The 18,105-nt window shown below is 42.7% G+C and carries 17 protein-coding genes and 2 pseudogenes; 13 read left to right on the top strand and 6 right to left on the bottom strand.

The annotated features are described in order from the left end of the window. Positions 1–178: 178 nt before the first annotated feature. Together IQ276_RS38440 and IQ276_RS38435 are read right to left on the bottom strand one after the other, a co-directional pair. Positions 179–4,462, bottom strand: coding sequence for a strawberry notch family protein (locus IQ276_RS38440; RefSeq protein WP_235116485.1), 4,284 nt, complete (start codon positions 4,460–4,462; stop codon positions 179–181). A 133-nt stretch (positions 4,463–4,595) separates the two neighbouring features. Beyond that, positions 4,596–5,120 (bottom strand): hypothetical protein, encoded by a 525-nt coding sequence (locus IQ276_RS38435; protein ID WP_190884434.1) that lies wholly within the window; start codon positions 5,118–5,120, stop codon positions 4,596–4,598. A 508-nt stretch (positions 5,121–5,628) separates the two neighbouring features. Between IQ276_RS38435 and IQ276_RS38430 the strand changes: the two genes are divergently transcribed. The 10 genes and pseudogenes from IQ276_RS38430 to IQ276_RS38385 all read left to right on the top strand — a co-directional run bounded on the left by IQ276_RS38430 (position 5,629) and on the right by IQ276_RS38385 (position 12,917). Then, positions 5,629–5,808, top strand: coding sequence for a sigma-70 factor domain-containing protein (locus tag IQ276_RS38430; protein ID WP_235116483.1), 180 nt, complete (start codon positions 5,629–5,631; stop codon positions 5,806–5,808). 163 nt (positions 5,809–5,971) lie between these two features. After that, positions 5,972–6,772 (top strand): hypothetical protein, encoded by an 801-nt coding sequence (locus IQ276_RS38425; protein WP_193925714.1) that lies wholly within the window; start codon positions 5,972–5,974, stop codon positions 6,770–6,772. After that, positions 6,772–7,599, top strand: a complete 828-nt coding sequence (locus tag IQ276_RS38420) for a hypothetical protein (protein WP_193925712.1) — start codon at positions 6,772–6,774, stop codon at positions 7,597–7,599. Before IQ276_RS38425 ends, IQ276_RS38420 begins: the two co-directional genes overlap by 1 nt. 52 nt (positions 7,600–7,651) lie before the next feature. Beyond that, positions 7,652–8,170, top strand: coding sequence for a hypothetical protein (locus IQ276_RS38415; protein WP_373690640.1), 519 nt, complete (start codon positions 7,652–7,654; stop codon positions 8,168–8,170). Between the two features lie 165 nt (positions 8,171–8,335). Further along, positions 8,336–8,776 carry a cyanase gene (gene cynS / locus IQ276_RS38410; protein WP_190884437.1) on the top strand — a complete coding sequence of 147 codons (441 nt, stop codon included), beginning with the start codon at positions 8,336–8,338 and terminating at the stop codon, positions 8,774–8,776. A 135-nt stretch (positions 8,777–8,911) separates the two neighbouring features. After that, positions 8,912–9,550, top strand: a complete 639-nt coding sequence (locus IQ276_RS38405; protein ID WP_235116482.1) for a TenA family protein — start codon at positions 8,912–8,914, stop codon at positions 9,548–9,550. A 480-nt stretch (positions 9,551–10,030) separates the two neighbouring features. Continuing rightward, the gene (locus IQ276_RS38400) at positions 10,031–10,885 is read left to right on the top strand and encodes an IS5 family transposase (protein WP_235115308.1); all 855 of its coding nucleotides are present in this window, start codon (positions 10,031–10,033) and stop codon (positions 10,883–10,885) included. Between the two features lie 7 nt (positions 10,886–10,892). Next, the gene (locus IQ276_RS38395) at positions 10,893–11,036 is read left to right on the top strand and encodes a hypothetical protein (RefSeq protein ID WP_235116481.1); all 144 of its coding nucleotides are present in this window, start codon (positions 10,893–10,895) and stop codon (positions 11,034–11,036) included. Positions 11,037–11,058: 22 nt separating this feature from the next. After that, positions 11,059–11,646, top strand: a complete 588-nt coding sequence (locus IQ276_RS38390) for a D-glycero-alpha-D-manno-heptose-1,7-bisphosphate 7-phosphatase (protein ID WP_190884439.1) — start codon at positions 11,059–11,061, stop codon at positions 11,644–11,646. A gap of 802 nt (positions 11,647–12,448) precedes the next feature. Further along, positions 12,449–12,917: pseudogene (locus IQ276_RS38385) on the top strand (AAC(3)-I family aminoglycoside N-acetyltransferase). A gap of 252 nt (positions 12,918–13,169) precedes the next feature. Here the strand turns inward: IQ276_RS38385 and IQ276_RS38380 are convergent. Further along, entirely contained in the window at positions 13,170–14,030 is an 861-nt protein-coding gene (locus tag IQ276_RS38380; protein WP_193919962.1) for an alpha/beta fold hydrolase, read from the bottom strand. Positions 14,031–14,051: 21 nt separating this feature from the next. Between IQ276_RS38380 and IQ276_RS38375 the strand changes: the two genes are divergently transcribed. Next, entirely contained in the window at positions 14,052–14,252 is a 201-nt protein-coding gene (locus IQ276_RS38375) for a hypothetical protein (RefSeq protein ID WP_235116480.1), read from the top strand. Positions 14,253–14,682: 430 nt separating this feature from the next. Here IQ276_RS38375 and IQ276_RS38370 read toward each other — a convergent pair whose 3' ends face one another. Then, positions 14,683–14,988: a hypothetical protein gene (locus IQ276_RS38370; RefSeq protein ID WP_193919963.1), complete on the bottom strand. Its 306-nt coding sequence runs from the start codon at positions 14,986–14,988 to the stop codon at positions 14,683–14,685. Positions 14,989–15,094: 106 nt separating this feature from the next. On the opposite strand from IQ276_RS38370, the pseudogene IQ276_RS38365 reads away from it, so the two are divergent. Beyond that, positions 15,095–15,911 (top strand): annotated as a pseudogene (locus IQ276_RS38365) (IS5 family transposase). A gap of 21 nt (positions 15,912–15,932) precedes the next feature. Here the strand turns inward: IQ276_RS38365 and IQ276_RS38360 are convergent. Beyond that, positions 15,933–16,229 (bottom strand): hypothetical protein, encoded by a 297-nt coding sequence (locus IQ276_RS38360; protein WP_193919964.1) that lies wholly within the window; start codon positions 16,227–16,229, stop codon positions 15,933–15,935. Between the two features lie 116 nt (positions 16,230–16,345). Here IQ276_RS38360 and IQ276_RS38355 point away from each other — a divergent pair, with 116 nt between their 5' ends. Beyond that, positions 16,346–16,564, top strand: coding sequence for a hypothetical protein (locus tag IQ276_RS38355; RefSeq protein WP_235116479.1), 219 nt, complete (start codon positions 16,346–16,348; stop codon positions 16,562–16,564). Here the strand turns inward: IQ276_RS38355 and IQ276_RS38350 are convergent. Then, positions 16,561–18,102, bottom strand: a complete 1,542-nt coding sequence (locus IQ276_RS38350; RefSeq protein ID WP_193919965.1) for a hypothetical protein — start codon at positions 18,100–18,102, stop codon at positions 16,561–16,563. The genes IQ276_RS38355 and IQ276_RS38350 overlap by 4 nt on opposite strands. Positions 18,103–18,105 lie beyond the last annotated feature (3 nt).

Below are 18,105 nucleotides of genomic sequence, written 5' to 3'. Positions count from 1 at the left end.
CTCGTCCTGGCGCTTCCCACAGAGAAGAGTTAATCCACACGAGAGCCACCGATGGAGCGTTTGTCTAACAGTTTGCTCTGCCCAATCTAAGTACATGGTTAATGAAAATCCACAGACAGAATTTGATAACCCGTGGAAAAAGACCCAGATTGAATGTCTGGGTCTTTGAGGTTAGGAATTAACCTAAGATTTCAATCACAGCCGCTAGAATAGCTGGTGCTTTGTCTGAAACCGGAATGAATATCCGCTTTTGCCAGTTGATGATCTCGGTGAAGCAACCCACAGCTAAGAGTCGCTCTGCCAGTGAGATAGCATTAACCAGTTCTATGCGAGGTTCATTAGCAACGAAAGACCGCCGCAGCGTAATTCCTCCTGGTAGTTGCTGTGTATATCTCTCGTTTAATACCAGCTTCACAAGTTCTTCTGGAGAAAGCAGCTGGTTCCTTAGTCCAAGTTGTTCGCGCACGGTTTGAATGTCGTGAGCATTCACCACCCGACCGAGAATCTTTTGTCCATCGCTGGTTTGCAACCGGAAGACTCGGCTATTGTGCTGTGGTAGTATTTTCCAGATGGGTAGGAGAATACCAGTTACCAAATGCAGGTAATCGGTAGTGAACTTGGGCAGTGCGTCTACTTCAATAGACCAAGCAGCAGCAAAGGTGTCAGCCGAAACCTGCCGCCAAGTGGAAGATTCCAAGTCTTGGACTGGTAGGCGAGTTTCTTTCTGTGGACGAATCAGCAAAACTCTTGGGACAACACCACCATCCGCGTCGTAGATACTATGTGTCGGAATTGATACAGCAGCATTGCCTGACTTGGAGTTGATCATGAGCTTTCCTTGATATTGAGTGGCGAACTCTAACATCTCGTCAGCAGTTCTGATGTTGTTTCTTTGGGTGCGTTCCACTTTCAAGTAATTGGTGACGCTACCAGTAACAGGATGAGTATATACAGCTTCCTGGCTCTCAACAGTAAACCGTTCAGCCCGTAAAGTTTCCACACCCATCTCGTAGACCCCCGCCGCGATCGCTGCTTCAATCTGCTGGCTCAAGAGTAGTTCAAACCTCTCGAAAATGACGTTTTGCATATCAATTCGTAAAGCCAGTAGTCGATTGAGGAATTGACGTAGGGGTGGGAGGTCGATTTTCATGCCGCCTTCGTGGGAAGTGAGCGATAAACCTGTCATTTGCTCGAAAGTGCCGAGTGACACTTCATAAAATCGACCTTGGAAGATTTGCTTAAATAACTCATACAAAGCGTGTTCTGCATAGTTCGATTCCAGATTATCTTTAGCCTCAAATATCCCATTGCCACCCGTCTGCCGTTGACCACGAGTAAGAGCGCCCAAGCTATCCAGCCTTCGGGCAATGGTTGAGATAAAGCGGCGTTCACCGATAACGTTAGTGGTAACAGGTCTGAACACGGGTGCTGATGCTTGGTTTGTGCGGTGTGAGCGCCCAAGTCCTTGAATTGCGTTGTCTGCCCTCCATCCAGCTTCCAACAAATAATGCGATCGCCGGCGACGATTCGCAGCATTTAGATCGGCATGATAACTTCTGCCTGTCGCACCAGCGTCACTGAAGATGAGGATTTGTTTGTCACCCTGCATGAATGCAGCAGTTTCAGCAATATTCGCGCCACTACCCCGTGAATCAACGAACAAACGTCCAGATTCATCTTTCAGAACTCGTTTGCTACGACCTGTAACTTCGGCAATTTGTTTGTGCCCAAAGTGCCACAGCAATTGTTCTAATGCGCCAGGGATTGGGTCAAGACATGCTAACTTATCGACTAAGGCATCTCTCAAAGCTACAGCTTCTTGTGAAATAACTGGAGAGCCATCAGCGTCAAAGACCGGCTCGGATCTTTCTTCTCCATCAACGCCAGAATGAATGGAATGCAGATGAACAGGGAAAGCACTCATCAGGTAATCCATCACATATTCTCGTGGGGTCAAGTCAAGATTGAGATCCTTCCATTCGGAAGCCGGAACTTCATCAAGTCGTCGTTTCAAAAGTTCTTCATTAGTCGAAACTATTTGAATGACAATTGCAAGACCTTGGGCTAAATCCTGCTCAATCGCTTTGATCAAGGTGGGGCATTTCATGCCAGTCAACAGATGATTGAAGAATCTTTGCTTATGCGACTCGAACTGAGACACTGCGCTCATCTTCGCAGCACGGTTGTAAGTCTTGGAACCAGAGATATTACAAGCTTCCAGGGCTTTATCTAAATTATGGTGAATAACTTGAAAAGCATCAGAATAGCTGTTATAACTACGTTCCTGCGTCGGCGTTAACTCAATTTCGAGAGTCTGGTACTCAACTCCCTCGAATGAAAGACTCCGCGCCAAATACAGACCGAGTGCTTTCAAATCTCTAGCCACAATCTCCATCGCGGCGATACCACCGCCCTCAATGGATTCCACAAAATCCTCACGGGAGGTAAACGGGAAATCCCCAGTCTGCCAAAGCCCTAGACGATTTGTGTAAGATAGGTTGGAAACCTTCGTCGCTCCAGTCGCGGAGACATAGACAACCCGTGCCTGCGGTAATGCGTTTTGCAACCTCAGCCCAACAATGCCTTGCTGGGATGCTGCAACCATACCGAGTTTGCTCTCTTGTGCCATTGCGTTACCCATGCTGTGGCACTCGTCGAAAGCGATCGCTCCCTCAAAGCCAATGCCAGCCCACTCAACGATTTGCTTAAGCCGACTTTTGCCGTTCTTTTGAGAGCGCAGAGTTGAGTAGGTGCAGAACAGAATACCTTGGGTGAAAGGGATGGGGTCGCCAAGTTTGATGTTACTCAGGTCAATGATATCTTTTTCACTACCTCCGAGCGCACACCAATCTCTACGTGCGTCCTCAATAAGAGCAGAACTCTTTGATACCCAGATTGCTTTTCTTCGTTCCTGACACCAGTTGTCGAGGATGATTCCTGCACATTGTCTTCCTTTCCCCGCGCCTGTCCCATCGCCTAAGAACCAGCCACGACGAAATTTTACGGCATTTTCTTCGCCTTGAGCCGCTACAGTCACATTATCCCATGAATCATCGACAATATAAGACCCAGAAAGAAATTCACCGTGCGCCTGACCTGCGTAAATAACGCTTTCAAGTTGTGCTTCAGATAACAATCCTTGTGAGACAATGTTTCGCGGGAGATGCGGTTTGTAAGTGGGTGGTGGTGGCGAGACAAGCGCTAGGGCTGCACTCTCACAGAGTAGCGAGGGATGAGGTAAAGCGTCCTTGATCCGGATTCTTTGTGGGCGATAGGTTTCATATAAAGTATCTTTGAGTCCATCTGTAGCAAACCATTCGACGACTTCGTATTCCAACACTACTATGTCGTCTGGAAGAGAGGAAACAGTTTCTGGTTGTGCAACTGTAGTACGTTTTGGCAATTGAACAACAATTGCCTTCGCAGCAGCTTTGATTTTTTCTGAGCGTTCCCACGGAGAACGCTCAGGTAATTGCTCAATCAACGCCAGCAGTTCGGGTAAGTCCAAGGTTTCTGAAATACAAGGGATTTCGCTGGAGTCAGCCGGAACTTTGTCGATCACTGTAATCCGAGTGTCGATAGTTGTCCCATGTTTTGAGTAAACCTTGCCGTTAACCCCGACCGACATTAAAACTCGTGCTTCCGAGTGCCACTTAACAAAAGTCTCACGCCAGCTTGGGTTAGCCGGAGAGAACCAGTTGGCTGTGATTGTTACCAGCCGTCCACCGTCAGCCAGTCTTTGCAATGCCGAGTTGATGTGGCTCTTAGTTGCGTCGGGATTGCGACTGCTGATTTTGGGAGATGCAGAGAAAGGTGGATTCATCAGCACAACTGAGGGCTGAGTCTTGCCAACCAGATAGTCGTTAATTTGTTCCGCGTTTACTGAGAATAGTGGTGTGCCAGGGAATAATCGCCGCAGAATCTTACTTCTATCGGGTGCAAGCTCGTTGAGCATCAGACTTGCACTGTGCAGTTTAGCCATTTGTGCCAATAGGCCAGTTCCGGCACTTGGCTCCAGCACCAAATCAGTAGCTTGTATAAATCCTGCTTTGGCTACCAGATAAGCAAGCGGCAGAGGGGTGGAGAATTGCTGAAGCTGTACTGACTCTTCACTACGCCGTGTTTGGGTTGGGCAGAGGGCTGTTAATTCTTCTAATTGTTGCACAACCACTTGAGGTTGTTGTGATAAAATCCTAATTCCCAGATGACGCAGATATAAGATTTGCGCTACTTCCACTGCTTCGTAAGCGTCTTTCCACTGCCACGCACCGGACGCAGCACTGCCTAGAAAATAGCGATTCATCTGAGCTTGAACAGTTTTCGTAGAGAGAGGGCGATTATCTGTTAAAACTTTTGCAAGCTCTTGGGCAACACTAATAACTGACTGCCCATAATCGATTACTGTTTGCAAATCGAATAAAGAACCTTGAGTGAAAAGTTGCTGTACCATTGCATCACTCACAATATTATTTTTTCACTTTTGCTATGGCGAAGCCTTCCTCTTACTAATAAATGAGGCAAGTAATTGCCTCATTTAAACCTTTGAACGTTCAGATATTTATTCTTCGGTGATCAGCCGAGGCTTAAAAAGCGAATTAGCCAGCTTTACGCGGTCTGCCTGGCTTGCGCTTGCCTGAAGAATTTACATCAACCTTTTTAGTTTTCGGTAATTTGTTGGCAGCATTGTTAGCTTTATTTGAACGAGTAGTACGTTTTGGTTGCGGTGAAATCTCTTTAACTGGAGGCAGTAATCTCAATGGACTTCTTTCAGAAGTAGGGGAAAGGGGAAGGGGTAAAGGGGAAAGGATGGAATTTTCTCTTTCCCTTTCCCTTTCCCCTTTTCCCTTTAACCTTTCGCCTTCATTACTGGTACGATGAATAGCTTCATCCTCTAGTGTCCAAGGATCTGGCAACTTTTCAAAAGTCATCGCATGTGGTGTGATTACTTCTGATACTGATGGGATTGTAGAAGCTGCTATATTTCCATTGCTAACCGAAACCACATTACTAGCGTAAGCAGTCGATACAAATAGTCCGTTAATGAACTCGAATATAACGAGAGTAACGAATGCCCAAAAGATAGCTACGATTGTCAAAGTGAGTAGAGATTGTATATCCATGATTATTTCTTAACTAAGTATTTGTAATTTTCAATTGATTTACGCAAAGCGGATTTGATCCTTGTCCAAATATGAAGCGAATTTGAACATATCCTCTCTTCAAGAGAGGACTTCACTCTAAATTTAGCGTAGCGTACCTATAAATCCCGGATTTCTCACCACACCTCGAATGGAGGAGTAATGAGTAGTGAGTAAGGAGTAGTAAAATCTTTACTTATTACCTCATGACTTTTTACTTATTACTCATCATCAAATGTAAAGGAGCTTGTGAGAAATGCAGGTAAATAATCCAACCAAATCTCTCCATCATTTTAAAATTTATTTACAAAATAAAGCGAATTTTATTGTTTATCTATTTAAAGATTTCAAGTATTATATTTATAGATTTGCTTAAAGATAAACGTTAGAGTTAAGTCTATGATTAAGATTTGATTTGTTAGCTAATTCTTGAAATAAAAAATTTTACCCAAACGAAAAATAAAAGTAGTCCTCACAATTAATTGAAAGTATGCCCAGCCCAACTACGGACTTAGTGCGCTCTTACCTCAAAGAAATCGGACGCTACCCTCTGCTAACTCCTGAGCAAGAAATTACAAATGCAAGGGCGTTGCAGCAGATGATGGCGATTGAAGAACAGCGATCAAACCTCGCACTCCCTAGCTATCTAGTTGGTATACAAAGCAGGTAAGCTGAGGAAAGCACCTAGCAGCAGTAAAAAATTAGTGATAGTAAAGTTGCCTCGCCATCGCCCAGAACGAAAATTCAGTAACATCAAACGAATAATTTTAGAATGTTCGCTCATCGAATGTGTGCATTGTGGTAAAGAGTTAGTTCTACGTAGACCAAGGCACATGCGTAAAACCATTCAAACAATGGATGGTGCAGTGTTTGTGGCAGGTAAAAGTAAAGAATGTACCAATCCCAATTGCACACATTTTGGTAAACATTACTACGCTACTGGGGTGCTAAAGTACAGTCTGCCTTACAGTACCTACGGGCTAGACGTGCTGGCATTTATTGGTTGGCAACATGAACATGAGCATCAACAGTTGGTAGAAATTCAACGCTCATTAAACCAGCGCGGTGTTGAAATTAACGAAAGCAATGTGGGCAAGTTATACGGTCAATTTTTGGCACTGTTGGGTGGAACGATTGCACATACGGCTGAGAAGTTAGCTGCGACAGCGATTGAACATGGTGGTTTGATTTGGGCAATTGATGCCTTACAGCCAGAGGGTCATGGGACTTTGTTGTATGTGTTATACGAGGTATTAAGTGGCACACCAGTTAGTGCAATTCAATTGCCACAGGCACAAGCACAACGGTTAATTGAGTGGCTGCAACCATATAAGGAGTTGCCGTACACAGTGCTGGCAACATTATCAGATGGGGAATCAGCAATCATCGCGGCAATAAATTCAACTTGGACAGATGTACCACATCAACGTTGTCAGGCACACTTCCTAAGTAATTTGAGTGAATCTGTGCTGCCATTAGATACAAAGCTCCGACAGCAATTAAAGGCAGATTTAGACGGGCTGCCAAAAGTTCCTGATTACTCTGAAAGACCCCAAAAACCAAGCTCCGAACAGCAGCTAGATAGTACCCCCCTTTTTCAGTCATCCCCTATTTGTCACGAGACGCAGAATTAATGGCAGTGGAAGCTCAAATTCGTGCGGCGATTCGGGATTGTGTCAATCGCACAAGTCGCAAACCGTTTAGTTGGGGTGGTTTAATGGGCTACCAGCAACTATTAGCTATTGGAGAAGTACTACGTAGTTTACCATACCGGGAAATTGATACAGATTATTTATCTCTGTTATCAGTATGGGTGGACCTTGCCTTAAGTAATAATCGTTCAGTCGCGTCTGACTTGTCAGAGGCGCACCAATGGTTGCGACGAATTGCTAATTGTTTGCGCTATCCTAATAATTCTGACCGTACCTCAGATGATGTAATCGATATTACAGAGACTGCCCAAATCCCTTTAACAAGCTTTCAAGTTCGGCGTGAGATGGAAGAGTTATTACAGATGTTTCAACCTGACCATCAACAAAATCCGGCACAGTTTGCTCTCAAAAAAAAGTTACAACGTTTATGGGATAAATACAGTACTGACTTATTACACTGCTATGATATCCCTGGTTTGCCACCAGATAACCTGAAAATCGAGTCTTTATTTAGTCATTTGCGTCGCCATCAGCGACGTATTAGTGGACGCAAATCAACTGTTGAATTACGTGATTTGGGCCAATATCAAGTTCTATTTGTAGCTCAAAACGAAAAACAGTTACTTCAACAAATTCGGGAAGTACCTATAGCTGAGTATAAAACTCAACGTCGTAGATTAGCGATCGCACAAGCTCCTCGCCAACAAAAACGTCGCCTTCATCGTAATCCAGTTAGCACAATACAATCTTTGGTCAATCAACATCAGGGACTTCTCACTGTGCTTGAGTTTCAAGCTCTTAAATACTAATTAGACAGCCAGGGATCCCGACAGCAATAAACGAGCCAAGCATCCAGCAGGTATGAGTATTCCCTCTAACATCACAGACACAGAAAGGGAAAGATTAACCGCCTTACTGCCTCTCTTGACTCAATCTCTGTGGATAGAGCAAAGACTTTACGAAATAATCCAAGAACATATCAGCAACCCCAGAAGAAAGGGTGTGAACGATTTAGCATCAATAGATATACGTAAAACAACGTTGTTGCCGGACAGCAAGTATTCATTTGGGTTTGGTGCGCCAACCGACTTGGCACTACCGATAATTGCGTCCTATCGGGTATTTCTGGATAAAGACTATAAATGGATTCTGCCGTTTAACGAATTCGCCGAAGATTTTCTCCAACACCTGTGGACTAACTACTTCCGCAAATACTTAGTATCGGAGAAAACAGCAGGAAATACAGTCGGCACAAAAATCAGCCGCAATCAAGAGATTTGGGAAAGTCTTTATATCTCAGCGCAAAGTTATCTGAATCAGCACTTGGTGAAAATAGTCAATTCCAGTAAATCTAAAGAATTAAAGCTAACACCAGGCTAAAAGTTAATAGGAGCAAAGGAGCGGTAAATAATCGCTCTTACATTACTCTGGTCAAAAAAATCTGAGCCAAGTTTTAAAAAACAGACAGAAAATGGGTTTTGAGCTTCATACGTTGAGTTAGTGTATGCTTGTTAATGTATAAATCTAATCTTATTTTACGTTCAAATGTCTATTCCTGAAATTACCCAAAAACTTTTAACAGCCAAAGAAAACAAGGGGCTGACTTTTGCAGAATTAGCAGAAGTTTTGCAATGTAATGAAGTATGGATTGCCTCTGTAATTTATCGGCAAGCGAGTGCTTCACCTGAAGAAGCAAAGTTATTAGTTGATACATTAGGGCTTGATATAGACGATGCTAAAGAACTGAGTAAATATCCGATAAAAGGTAGTGATGCTGTTGTTCCAACTGACCCTTTTATTTATCGGTTCTATGAAATTATGCAGGTGTATGGACTTCCACTAAAAGATGTAGTTCAAGAAAAGTTTGGTGATGGAATTATGAGTGCTATTGATTTTACTTTGAATGTAGACAAGGAAGAAAACCCAAAAGGCGAACGCGTGAAAATTGTTATGTCAGGTAAATTCCTGCCTTACAAAAAATGGTAATTTTCTTGGGCGTAGATACTTTCAATTGAATTGCAAAGTGCCTGCAAGTGTTTGTTAATATACAGGTAAAATCGTTAGGATTTTAGCAGTCTGCTCCTCTCCATTCCATCTCCCGGAAACACCTATTGAGCCAAAATGACTATTACCTGCAAACTTCTTTTAGAAAATCACGCTCAAGATTGGCAAGAAGCAACTGTGCATCCCTTTCTAGAACAGTGTCAATTAGGTATAATTCAACCCCAGCAATTCAATACATGGTTGATGCAAGATTATCTGTTTGTTGTGGAATTTACGCGGATGGTAGGGCGAGTATTAGCCAGCGCACCTCCAGAACATTTTGATGTGATACTTGGAGGACTGGCAGCTCTTAAAGACGAACTCAATTGGTTTAAAGAAAAAGCTACCCAACGACAACTGGATCTTAATATAAAAAAACAACCAACCTGTAGAGAATATTGTGAATATATGCATAGTTTTGCAGACAAGCCTTATCCTGTGCAAGCAACTGCATTTTGGGCTATTGAATTAGCCTATAATCAAGGTTGGCAACTACCAGGTAAGATGCCTGCACCTTACGATGAATTTGCACAAAGATGGGGAAATACTGATTTTACAAAATATGTAAAACTTTTGTCACAGCAAGCTGATGAGGTTTTAGAAACGGCACAGGAAGATATTCAAAAACAAGCTGAAGAATCTTTTTTAATGGTTGCAAAATTTGAACATAATTTCTGGCAGATGGCTTTTCACACAGCACAGTGTGAATCAAAATAGTTTTCACCGGACGAGTGTGAAATACCCGTAAATTCTTCTTAATTTCCTACAGCAAAACCTAAATTTCACACCCAAAAACCAGTAATATCAAGGGTTAGCGCTTTTCAAGCGTGCCATTCAATTATGACCCAACATTGGGAATCAACTTAACCGGAACATGACCTTAGCAAGCTTGCCAAACCCTTGAGTAAAGGCATATTCAATTTCTGCGGAATCACAAATCTCTGTTAGTTTTGATTTCAGCCCAGGAAGTTCTCTAACCTTAATACAGATATTTACATATACATCCTTAGTTTCCACATGAAATAGTCAGCAAATTATATAGACAATAAGCTGGAGATGATACACTGCATATCAAATCTTGCCACTGTTGTAAATGACTATACTTGCTTTTTTATATTGGCGAGTTTTATAGAACCCATTTGACATCTTGTGAGGTTTTGAATTAAGGTACTCCTCAGCATCTAAAATCCAATACTAATGGCGTATTCCAGCAACCTCACTGATGCAGAATGGGAAATTTTTGAACCCTTATTGCAAGAGATATTACCGACTAAGAAGCAGACTCGACCGACCAACTGGCCAAAGCGAGATATCTTCAATGGAATTCTCTATCAACTAAAAAATGGATGCAATTGGCAAGACTTACCTAAAGACCTCCCCCCTTATTCCACTGTATATTGGCACTACAAACAGTGGCGAGCAGCCGGGGTATTTGAGGAACTGATGAGTGTCTTACATGGACAAGTGCGTGAACAGGTAAAAAAAAAACCGCACTGGACGACATTGATCATCATTGACTCCCAAGCAGTGAAAAATACCTGCAACGCCAGTGTGGAGTCGAAAGGTTTTTGCTTCTACAAAGCCACCAACGGTATTAAAAGGCATTTGGCTATTGACACCCTTGGGTTTCCCTTTTTTACGCTCTGTACTCGCGCCAATGTCTCGGATGATGCCGGATTAATTGAGATGTTTACTCTCAACATCGACTACTTCAAGTCAAAACCTATCGATATTCCCAAGATTACTATCCTGCTAGATCATGGGTATCACCCAGAATATTTGACTCAGGAGTTAGAGCGAATTTACCCAGAGATCATGACCAAAATTCAGTTTCAACTTTCTACGAAACCCTCAAAACAAGAGAAAGCGGCACAAGGAAAATCTGGATTTGTTCCGGCAATAGCTAGATGGGTGATCGAACGCTCCAATGCTTGGATGGAGCGCTGTAAAATTCTGGTTAAGAACTTTGAACGAACCCTGGTTAGTGCCACTGCCAAACTCAATATCTGCTTCATCAGGCTAATGATTAAGAGGCTTGCAGCACCTTCTTAGATGTCAAATGGGTTCTATACTGTGCGATAATGCTGGACGCGATCGCTTACGGGAGACACGGCAACACCGTTGTCGTCTTTTGCAAGTGGTATTAGATTTAAGATGGGGAAATATACTTCTTGGAAAATCAGAAAATTTGGCATCGAACTAACAAATTAAATTCGCAATCTCAAATGCCGGCGATATTTCTAGATAAAGATGGCACTTTAATTGAAAATGTACCAAACAATGTTGATCCGCAATTAATCGAAATGAAAATCGGTGCTATTGAAGGATTACAAATACTTAGCAAAGCTGGATATAAATTAATTGTGATTACTAACCAGTCGGGAGTAGCACGGGATTATTTTCCAGAATCTGCCTTGGCGGGAGTGGAAGCGCGATTGAATGAAATATTAGAAAAAGCGGATCTATCGCTAGATGGGTTCTACTACTGTCCCCATCATCCAAATGGTGTAATATCTGAGTATGCAATTGCTTGCGAATGCCGTAAACCAAAACCAGGCTTGATTTTACGTGCAGCTAGCGAACAAAATATAGATTTAGCAAATTCTTGGTTTATTGGTGATAATCTCAGTGATGTAGAAGCTGGACATAGTGCAGGGTGTAAAACGATTTTGATAGATCAGGGTAATCAATATCAGCCCCAAATGTCTCGTTTAGGAATTGCTGACTATATTTTGGTTAACCTTTCAATAGCAGCACAGGTGATATGTAAGCATTCAATATCTAATTTTAGGGTTTCTGGCATGGAGTTATAGAAATTGCTGGAAACCTAGAAAAATTTAGATTTATGGCACACAATCTACTACTTTAGTCAAATAATTTGTCCTTCTACAATAGACTTCTCAAATATGCCGCACCAGTATAATAAATAGTTCCTTATCGTCTAGTGCTTGAAATGACTGTACCTGTTTAAATTCGGCTTTTTTCCATGCTTTGAGCGCACGTTCATTAAATGCTGCCACTGTAATGCGAAATAGGGTGGGATTAAACTTTGAACTTTTGGATGATGTGTTACTTGAGTTACGTGATAGCCATGAACAACATCAGCGTAATGCGTGAAGAACATCAACGTACCACAAACGCAGCATTACAAAGTCTTGAGTCTATCTTGTTACAGTTGATTAGAAGTAATTCTTGAGATGCGATTATAGGAGGTAACGACCGCAGGTAGCGTGTAAGAGTACCTACGGTCAAACTTGAGTTATTGAGTATCGTCTTTATCTTTAGAGGTTTCCAGCGAATAGCGTACACCCATAGGTATAAAATCCATGTGTAAAAGCGCCCATAAGGGGATTATGACCGTTAGGACAGCAATAATTTCAATCCCCCTTTTGAACCAACGATTTCCCAGACACCCCAGCCGTAAAACCCAACCCAATCGCCGCCATAGTCACACTGGGCTTAATAAACAACGTCGCAATTCCAATAATTGCACCCCAAAGACAGCCATAACAGCAAAGGATAATCAACTGATTTTTGGGTTTAGCCCTTTCGTCTGATATTGTATGAACGAGCAGGATTTAGCCGTTCAGCAGGAATATAGCTTAGGAAATACTAATGAACTTAAGCATTCAACAGATTGTGCCGGAGGACGTTGCATTAATGGAAGCTCTATTAGCGACCTTTGGTGAGGCGTTTGATGAGGTGGAAACCTATGGGAATCTGCAAGGGTGCAGACTATCTGCGGCAACTGCTCGATAGTGACTACTTCATTGCGATCGCCGCATTGAAAGAAGGTGAGGTCGTTGGCGGTCTTACTGCCTACGAGCTTAAAAAATTCGAGCAGGAGCGCAGCGAGATTTACATCTACGATCTAGCTGTTGCCGCCGCACACCGACGGCAAGGGATCGCAACGGCATTAATTCAGAAGCTGAAAGAAGTTGCAGCAGCTTATGGAGCTTATGTCATTTTCGTCCAGGCGGATATTTGTGACGATCCAGCCATTAAACTTTATACAAAGCTGGGCGATCGCGAAGACGTATTGCATTTCGACATACCAGTTAATGGCGGCAATAACAATGCCTAATGCTTATCCGAGTAGTGGCTTTTCGAGAAGGCATACTAGAGAGCAGGTCAATTTTTTACAATTTTAAGTATCACAGAGGTGATTGACATACTCCCCGGAATAGAATTCGGGGGATTCAAGGCTCAAACAGCAATTGCAGTTTCATACCGATTTATATCGCCTAACCCAATGGATAATGCCCCAACCATTTAAATATTACGTGCAGCGTTATCGTCTCTCTCATTAATTGAGTAAATGGTATTACGAATTGAGCTAACGTTTGTAAACCAAAAAGCCGGCTATTGCATCTAAAAGTGCTTCTGGCTCATCTGCGCGGATCAAATGACTGCTATTCTCAAAAATTCTCAAATCGGCATTAGGAATTGCCTGAGCAATTTCTTCAGAAAACTCTGGAGCGCAAATCCAGTCATACCGGCCTGCAATAACTAAAGTGGGTGCAGTAATTTTATGTAACTGGTCAAGAATATTGTAGGTGCGGAGGAAACCGCCAAAAGCAACATTGATCGCATCAATTGAGAGAATATTCCGGCTCCATGCAATGCCTGACTTAATAGGATCGTATCTTAGCGAATACATTGGTCCCAACACTTGAAAATACTGTCTTAGCTGTTCCTCATTTTCAAAGTTCCCATCCCAAAGTCGCTGAACGCTTACTTTTTGTTCCTCAGTTCCTTTTGATGCTAAGATTTCTTTGGCTCTTTCTAAAAAGCCACTATGGGCTGCCGTGGCAATCACAATCAGATGAGAGACATTCTGAGGATAGCGTACTGCATAAGTTAGAGCCACCATACCACCATAAGAACTACCAATCACAACAATTTTCTCCAGACCAAGGTGTTGGCGCAATGCTTCCATATCTTCAACATTATTGTCTAAAGTATAGGTTTCTTTAGACCCACGGGCAGACCTTCCTTGACCGCGATGGTCAAAATAAACTAGTTGTAGTTTTTGGCTTAAAGTCGAGAAAGTTGGTTTGAAGGAAGTATGATCCGCACCAGGCCCCCCGTGAATTAGAAAGGCAACAGGTTTAGAGCAGATGCTCGCCCCATCCACCACTAGTGCAGAACCTTCCACATCAAAGAAAATCTCTGTATCTCGTATTTTCGCTCGCATTTTCGGCATATATAAAATCAAATGACTTCAAATATATATCAGACTTTTACCCTTATTTTGGGAACTACCGTGTCAGGCTTCGTAGTAAGTGCGAGGATATCTGTGTGGCTAAAACTTCAGGTTCTAGGTTTTGGTTCTGTACAACAAGTAGATCGTAAAGTAGCGGAGCCTGTTCCAGATGGGTCAATCCATCGTTTGAAAATGAGTGCTGGCAGTATATAATTCCAGTTCACATCCATTTTTGTGATGAGTATGTTTATATACTTTCTGGGGTAGTTGAAACTGGGGGAACAACATTATCTACGGGAACATTTTGGTTTACCCCTGGCAACATTCGCCAGGGGCCGCACAAAGCCATAACAGACGTTGAACTTCTAACAATTCGCCTGAGAGCAATGGGAGCTTTTGAACTCGATTCCGGTTTGTAAGGGTGCAAGTTGCTATCAAATATTTTCAATTGGGCTGTTCCAGACTCAAATCAATCACCTCAAGGACATCTGGCAACCAGCGAACGTGTTCAATCATTTTGTTATGAGTCCGAGCTTTGTCTGTGATAAGTCTGACATAACTTTAATCCTCTTTTATTGTTACCCAATTACTCAAAACAGCTATGTAGCAACATCAAAAGAAATAGATTTAGCCCATTAATTATTTATCTCCCACCCAGTCCGGGTAAAAAACTACTCAAAAAACTTTGCTCCTTTGACGCTGAGTCTTCTGAGCATAAAACATTCTCTAGCCCTCGCTGATTACTCTGAATCTCCTGCATATTAAGAGAATGAATCACCTGGGCTAACTCTGGATTGTCTTCTAACAGCTCGGCTTCAAGCTCTAACTCCTGGTGCAACAGTTGGGCATTCCGGCGCAAGAACATCTGCTGATTGTGTCGCTGTCTAATAAGGGATTCAGTTAGGTGTAATTGTTCTTCAAAACTCAAATCGTCGTATTCGTTATACATTTTATTCAACTCCAATTAAGAGGATGTTTGAAAAGTCGGGTATGTTGTAAAAAAGCTCTCTCAGTATAGGCTGTGAATAGATAATAAACAGCACTGAGAGAGCGACATGAGTAAAGCTTACCCGAGTAACCTGAGCCGTGCACAATATGAATTTCTGAGCGACTTGATTCCAGAAGCGAAACCAGGTGGTCGTAAACGTGAAGTCGATATGTGGGAAGTCCTGAATGCAATTTTTTACATCCTGCTAGAAGGAGTCAGATGGCGATGCCTTCGGCAACCCGAAGCGGGAACGCTACCTGGGGACTTTCCTGCTTGGCAAACAGTGTACACATATTTCCGAAACTGGCGTAAAGACGGGACATGGTTGCACATTCACGATACTCTGCGAGAATGGACGAGAATCGAAATTGAACGTCATCCAAGTCCATCGGAAGCGATAATTGATAGCCAAAGCGTCAAAAGTGCCGCAATGGTGAGTCAATCAGTAGGCTTTGATGCCGGCAAGAAAATTAAAGGACGCAAGCGATTTATGACCGTTGATACCTTGGGATTAGTGCTGAGGGTCTTGGTAACAGCGGCTAATGTAGGTGAGAGAGAAGGGGGCAAACAAGTTCTCCAACGAGTCAAAAACTCAGGGGAGCAAGTATCTCGTTTGACCATCCTCGCTCGTTGATGGTGGTTTCGACGGTGAGTTGTTTATGCAGTGGGTGATGGACTTTTTTCGTTGGATTGTACAGGTAGTGCTGCGACCAGAGCAAACCAAAGGCTTTGTTTTGCTCAAAAAGCGTTGGGTGATAGAACGCACTTTTGGTTGGTTAATGGGGTGTCGGCGATTAGTCCGTGATTATGAGTTATTACCCGAAACATCTGAAAGTTTTATCTACCTTGCTATGATCCGTATTATGGTGAGGCGACTGGCTTAATTTTTGACTTCCTAAAACTTTTCAAACACCCTCTAAACCAAAGTATTCTGCGGAAAGTTCCATCAAGTATTTGAGAGCTAAACAGTCGCCATAACTAGTGTATATTTGAGCAATAGTTTTGAAGATTTCTAATATATTATCAGGCGTTACTTCAGTAAAACGAGAAGCTAAATTAAATGCTGAGTTTTCATCTTCTGGCTCTAGTGGCGGTGCGTCTGTCCAGACTATTAAACCTCGCTTGTCCAGTTCTGCTAAAGAAATATCATTCACAGCATCCACAACGGAATCAGGCGCATACTTTATTAATAGCTTAATCACCAAATAACACCTCCATAAAGTAATTGATATCCCAGCCTCAATCTTGTAATGAATTCGTCAGTATTACGATTGCCCCAAACAGGATTACTACGGCTTTTTATCCAGTTGATTGGACTATGACAAATCTCATTATGACAACGGTAGCACGTAGGAAATGTAGATTGACCAATGATGTCGTTGCCGTAGTAAGCGTGATGGATTTCTTCACTTTTCTTAGTCAGACAGACTACACAATAATTGTGAGTTTTTCTGTGAGCGATGCCTACGGCGGGCTACGCCAACGCTACTTGTTTTCTGTACTCTTTAGGATTACCATATCGAGCATTCCAGTTTAATTGTCTGGGTAGCCGAGATTTTCTAATAGTAATGTTACTCCCAAATCGTTTAACTCTTGCCCTGTTAATTCGTGCCACTTCTGCTTGATTTCCTGAAAATGCGGTCTTCTTCCTAATCCTGTTGCCCATTTTCTAATTTCTTCGTACCAGTCAACCTGCTGCTGTGAGGATTGCTGATTATTTTTAGAACTATTAACAGTGTCACCATTCGGTTTGGAATCTTGCTTCTGCTCCATACCTTTGATATCAAATTCAGGTATTAAAGCTATAAAAGGATTACCACGAGTTGGAATTACCAGAGCATATCGAACTCCGGCTTTATCTAACATTTCGCAAGCCTGTCGTAATACTTCCAAAATCTCCTTTTTAACATTTACAAAGTCTTGAGGATGTTCAAGAATATAAGAGGATGTTTGCCCTGTTGCAATGAAACAAACGTTCTTCAGAGATGGACGACTAAATCCTGTTTCTCCAGACAATGGAGACTGGCCCATAAAGATGCCATGCCCTTTAAGTCCAGCAGTAAACTTGATGACGTAGTTCCAGAACCCTTGCAAGTCTTTGGCAGTGTCAGCATCAACCATTCCCGGAAGTCCCTTGCCACCACCATAAACACTGTCAACTTCATCTTGGGCAAGAAATAATTCGGGAACGCCCTGACATTCACCACCAACAATTGATACTCTTGCTTTCTGTTTGTCAATTTGGTCTGTGGCAAAGGTAATCCAGTTTTTTAATTCTTTCATGCCGTCAAACTTACGTGTGAATCTGCACAGCCATCTGGTGACATCATCCTTTGGATCGCTGCCAATCACAATTGCCGGGCTTTGAGATTTTGCAGCAATTTTATTGATAATCACGCCTGCAAGAGTGGACTTCCCAGATTGTGTTCCACCAGAAAGGTAAAAATGGTGATTGCTGCGAAGGGTCATATTTTGATTAGATGCAGCATCACACAGTTCATCAATCCAAGCACCATCAATTCTGATGTACTCAGGATAATTAGCTGCTAAGGCTCGGAGAACTTTCATCGCACCCGGATTAATCACGGACTGCACAAATTCTTCATCAATATCAGCAATATCGGGATTGGGAATACCAGTCGGTGAAGGTGATTGTTGTGCTGGTGGTTCTGGGAGTGTAACCAACCCTTGCAACTGATATTCAGCTATCCACCGGGGGCGCTCTTGCACTGGTAGCCGATTCACATAGTCAGCAACTCGGCGTTTAGCTGCGATCGCAGTGGTGACATAATCATAAACAGCTTCACCTTGTAAATGCTGTTTAAGTGATTTCAGGTCAGCTTCTTCTAAAGAGCGGTATACTTTCTGTTTGCCTTCGCTGAAGGAGGCAGAGACTCCAAATAAGCCAGCACTCAGCGTTCCAGCACCAAGCAGCATCCCGGTTGTTATCCGGTCAGTATTTAAGAAAAAAGGAGCAGATAAGCATAATACTGCACTCGCTCCTAAAGAACATAAGATAGTCCGTTCTGCATGAATCACCCCACTGGCAGTCAGACGTTGTAATTCAAATCCCATAAT

Source organism: Desmonostoc muscorum LEGE 12446 (assembly GCF_015207005.2).
GTDB lineage: Bacteria > Cyanobacteriota > Cyanobacteriia > Cyanobacteriales > Nostocaceae > Nostoc > Nostoc muscorum.
Note: the sequence above shows the minus strand (reverse complement) of the source record. Positions and strands in the feature narration are given on the sequence as shown.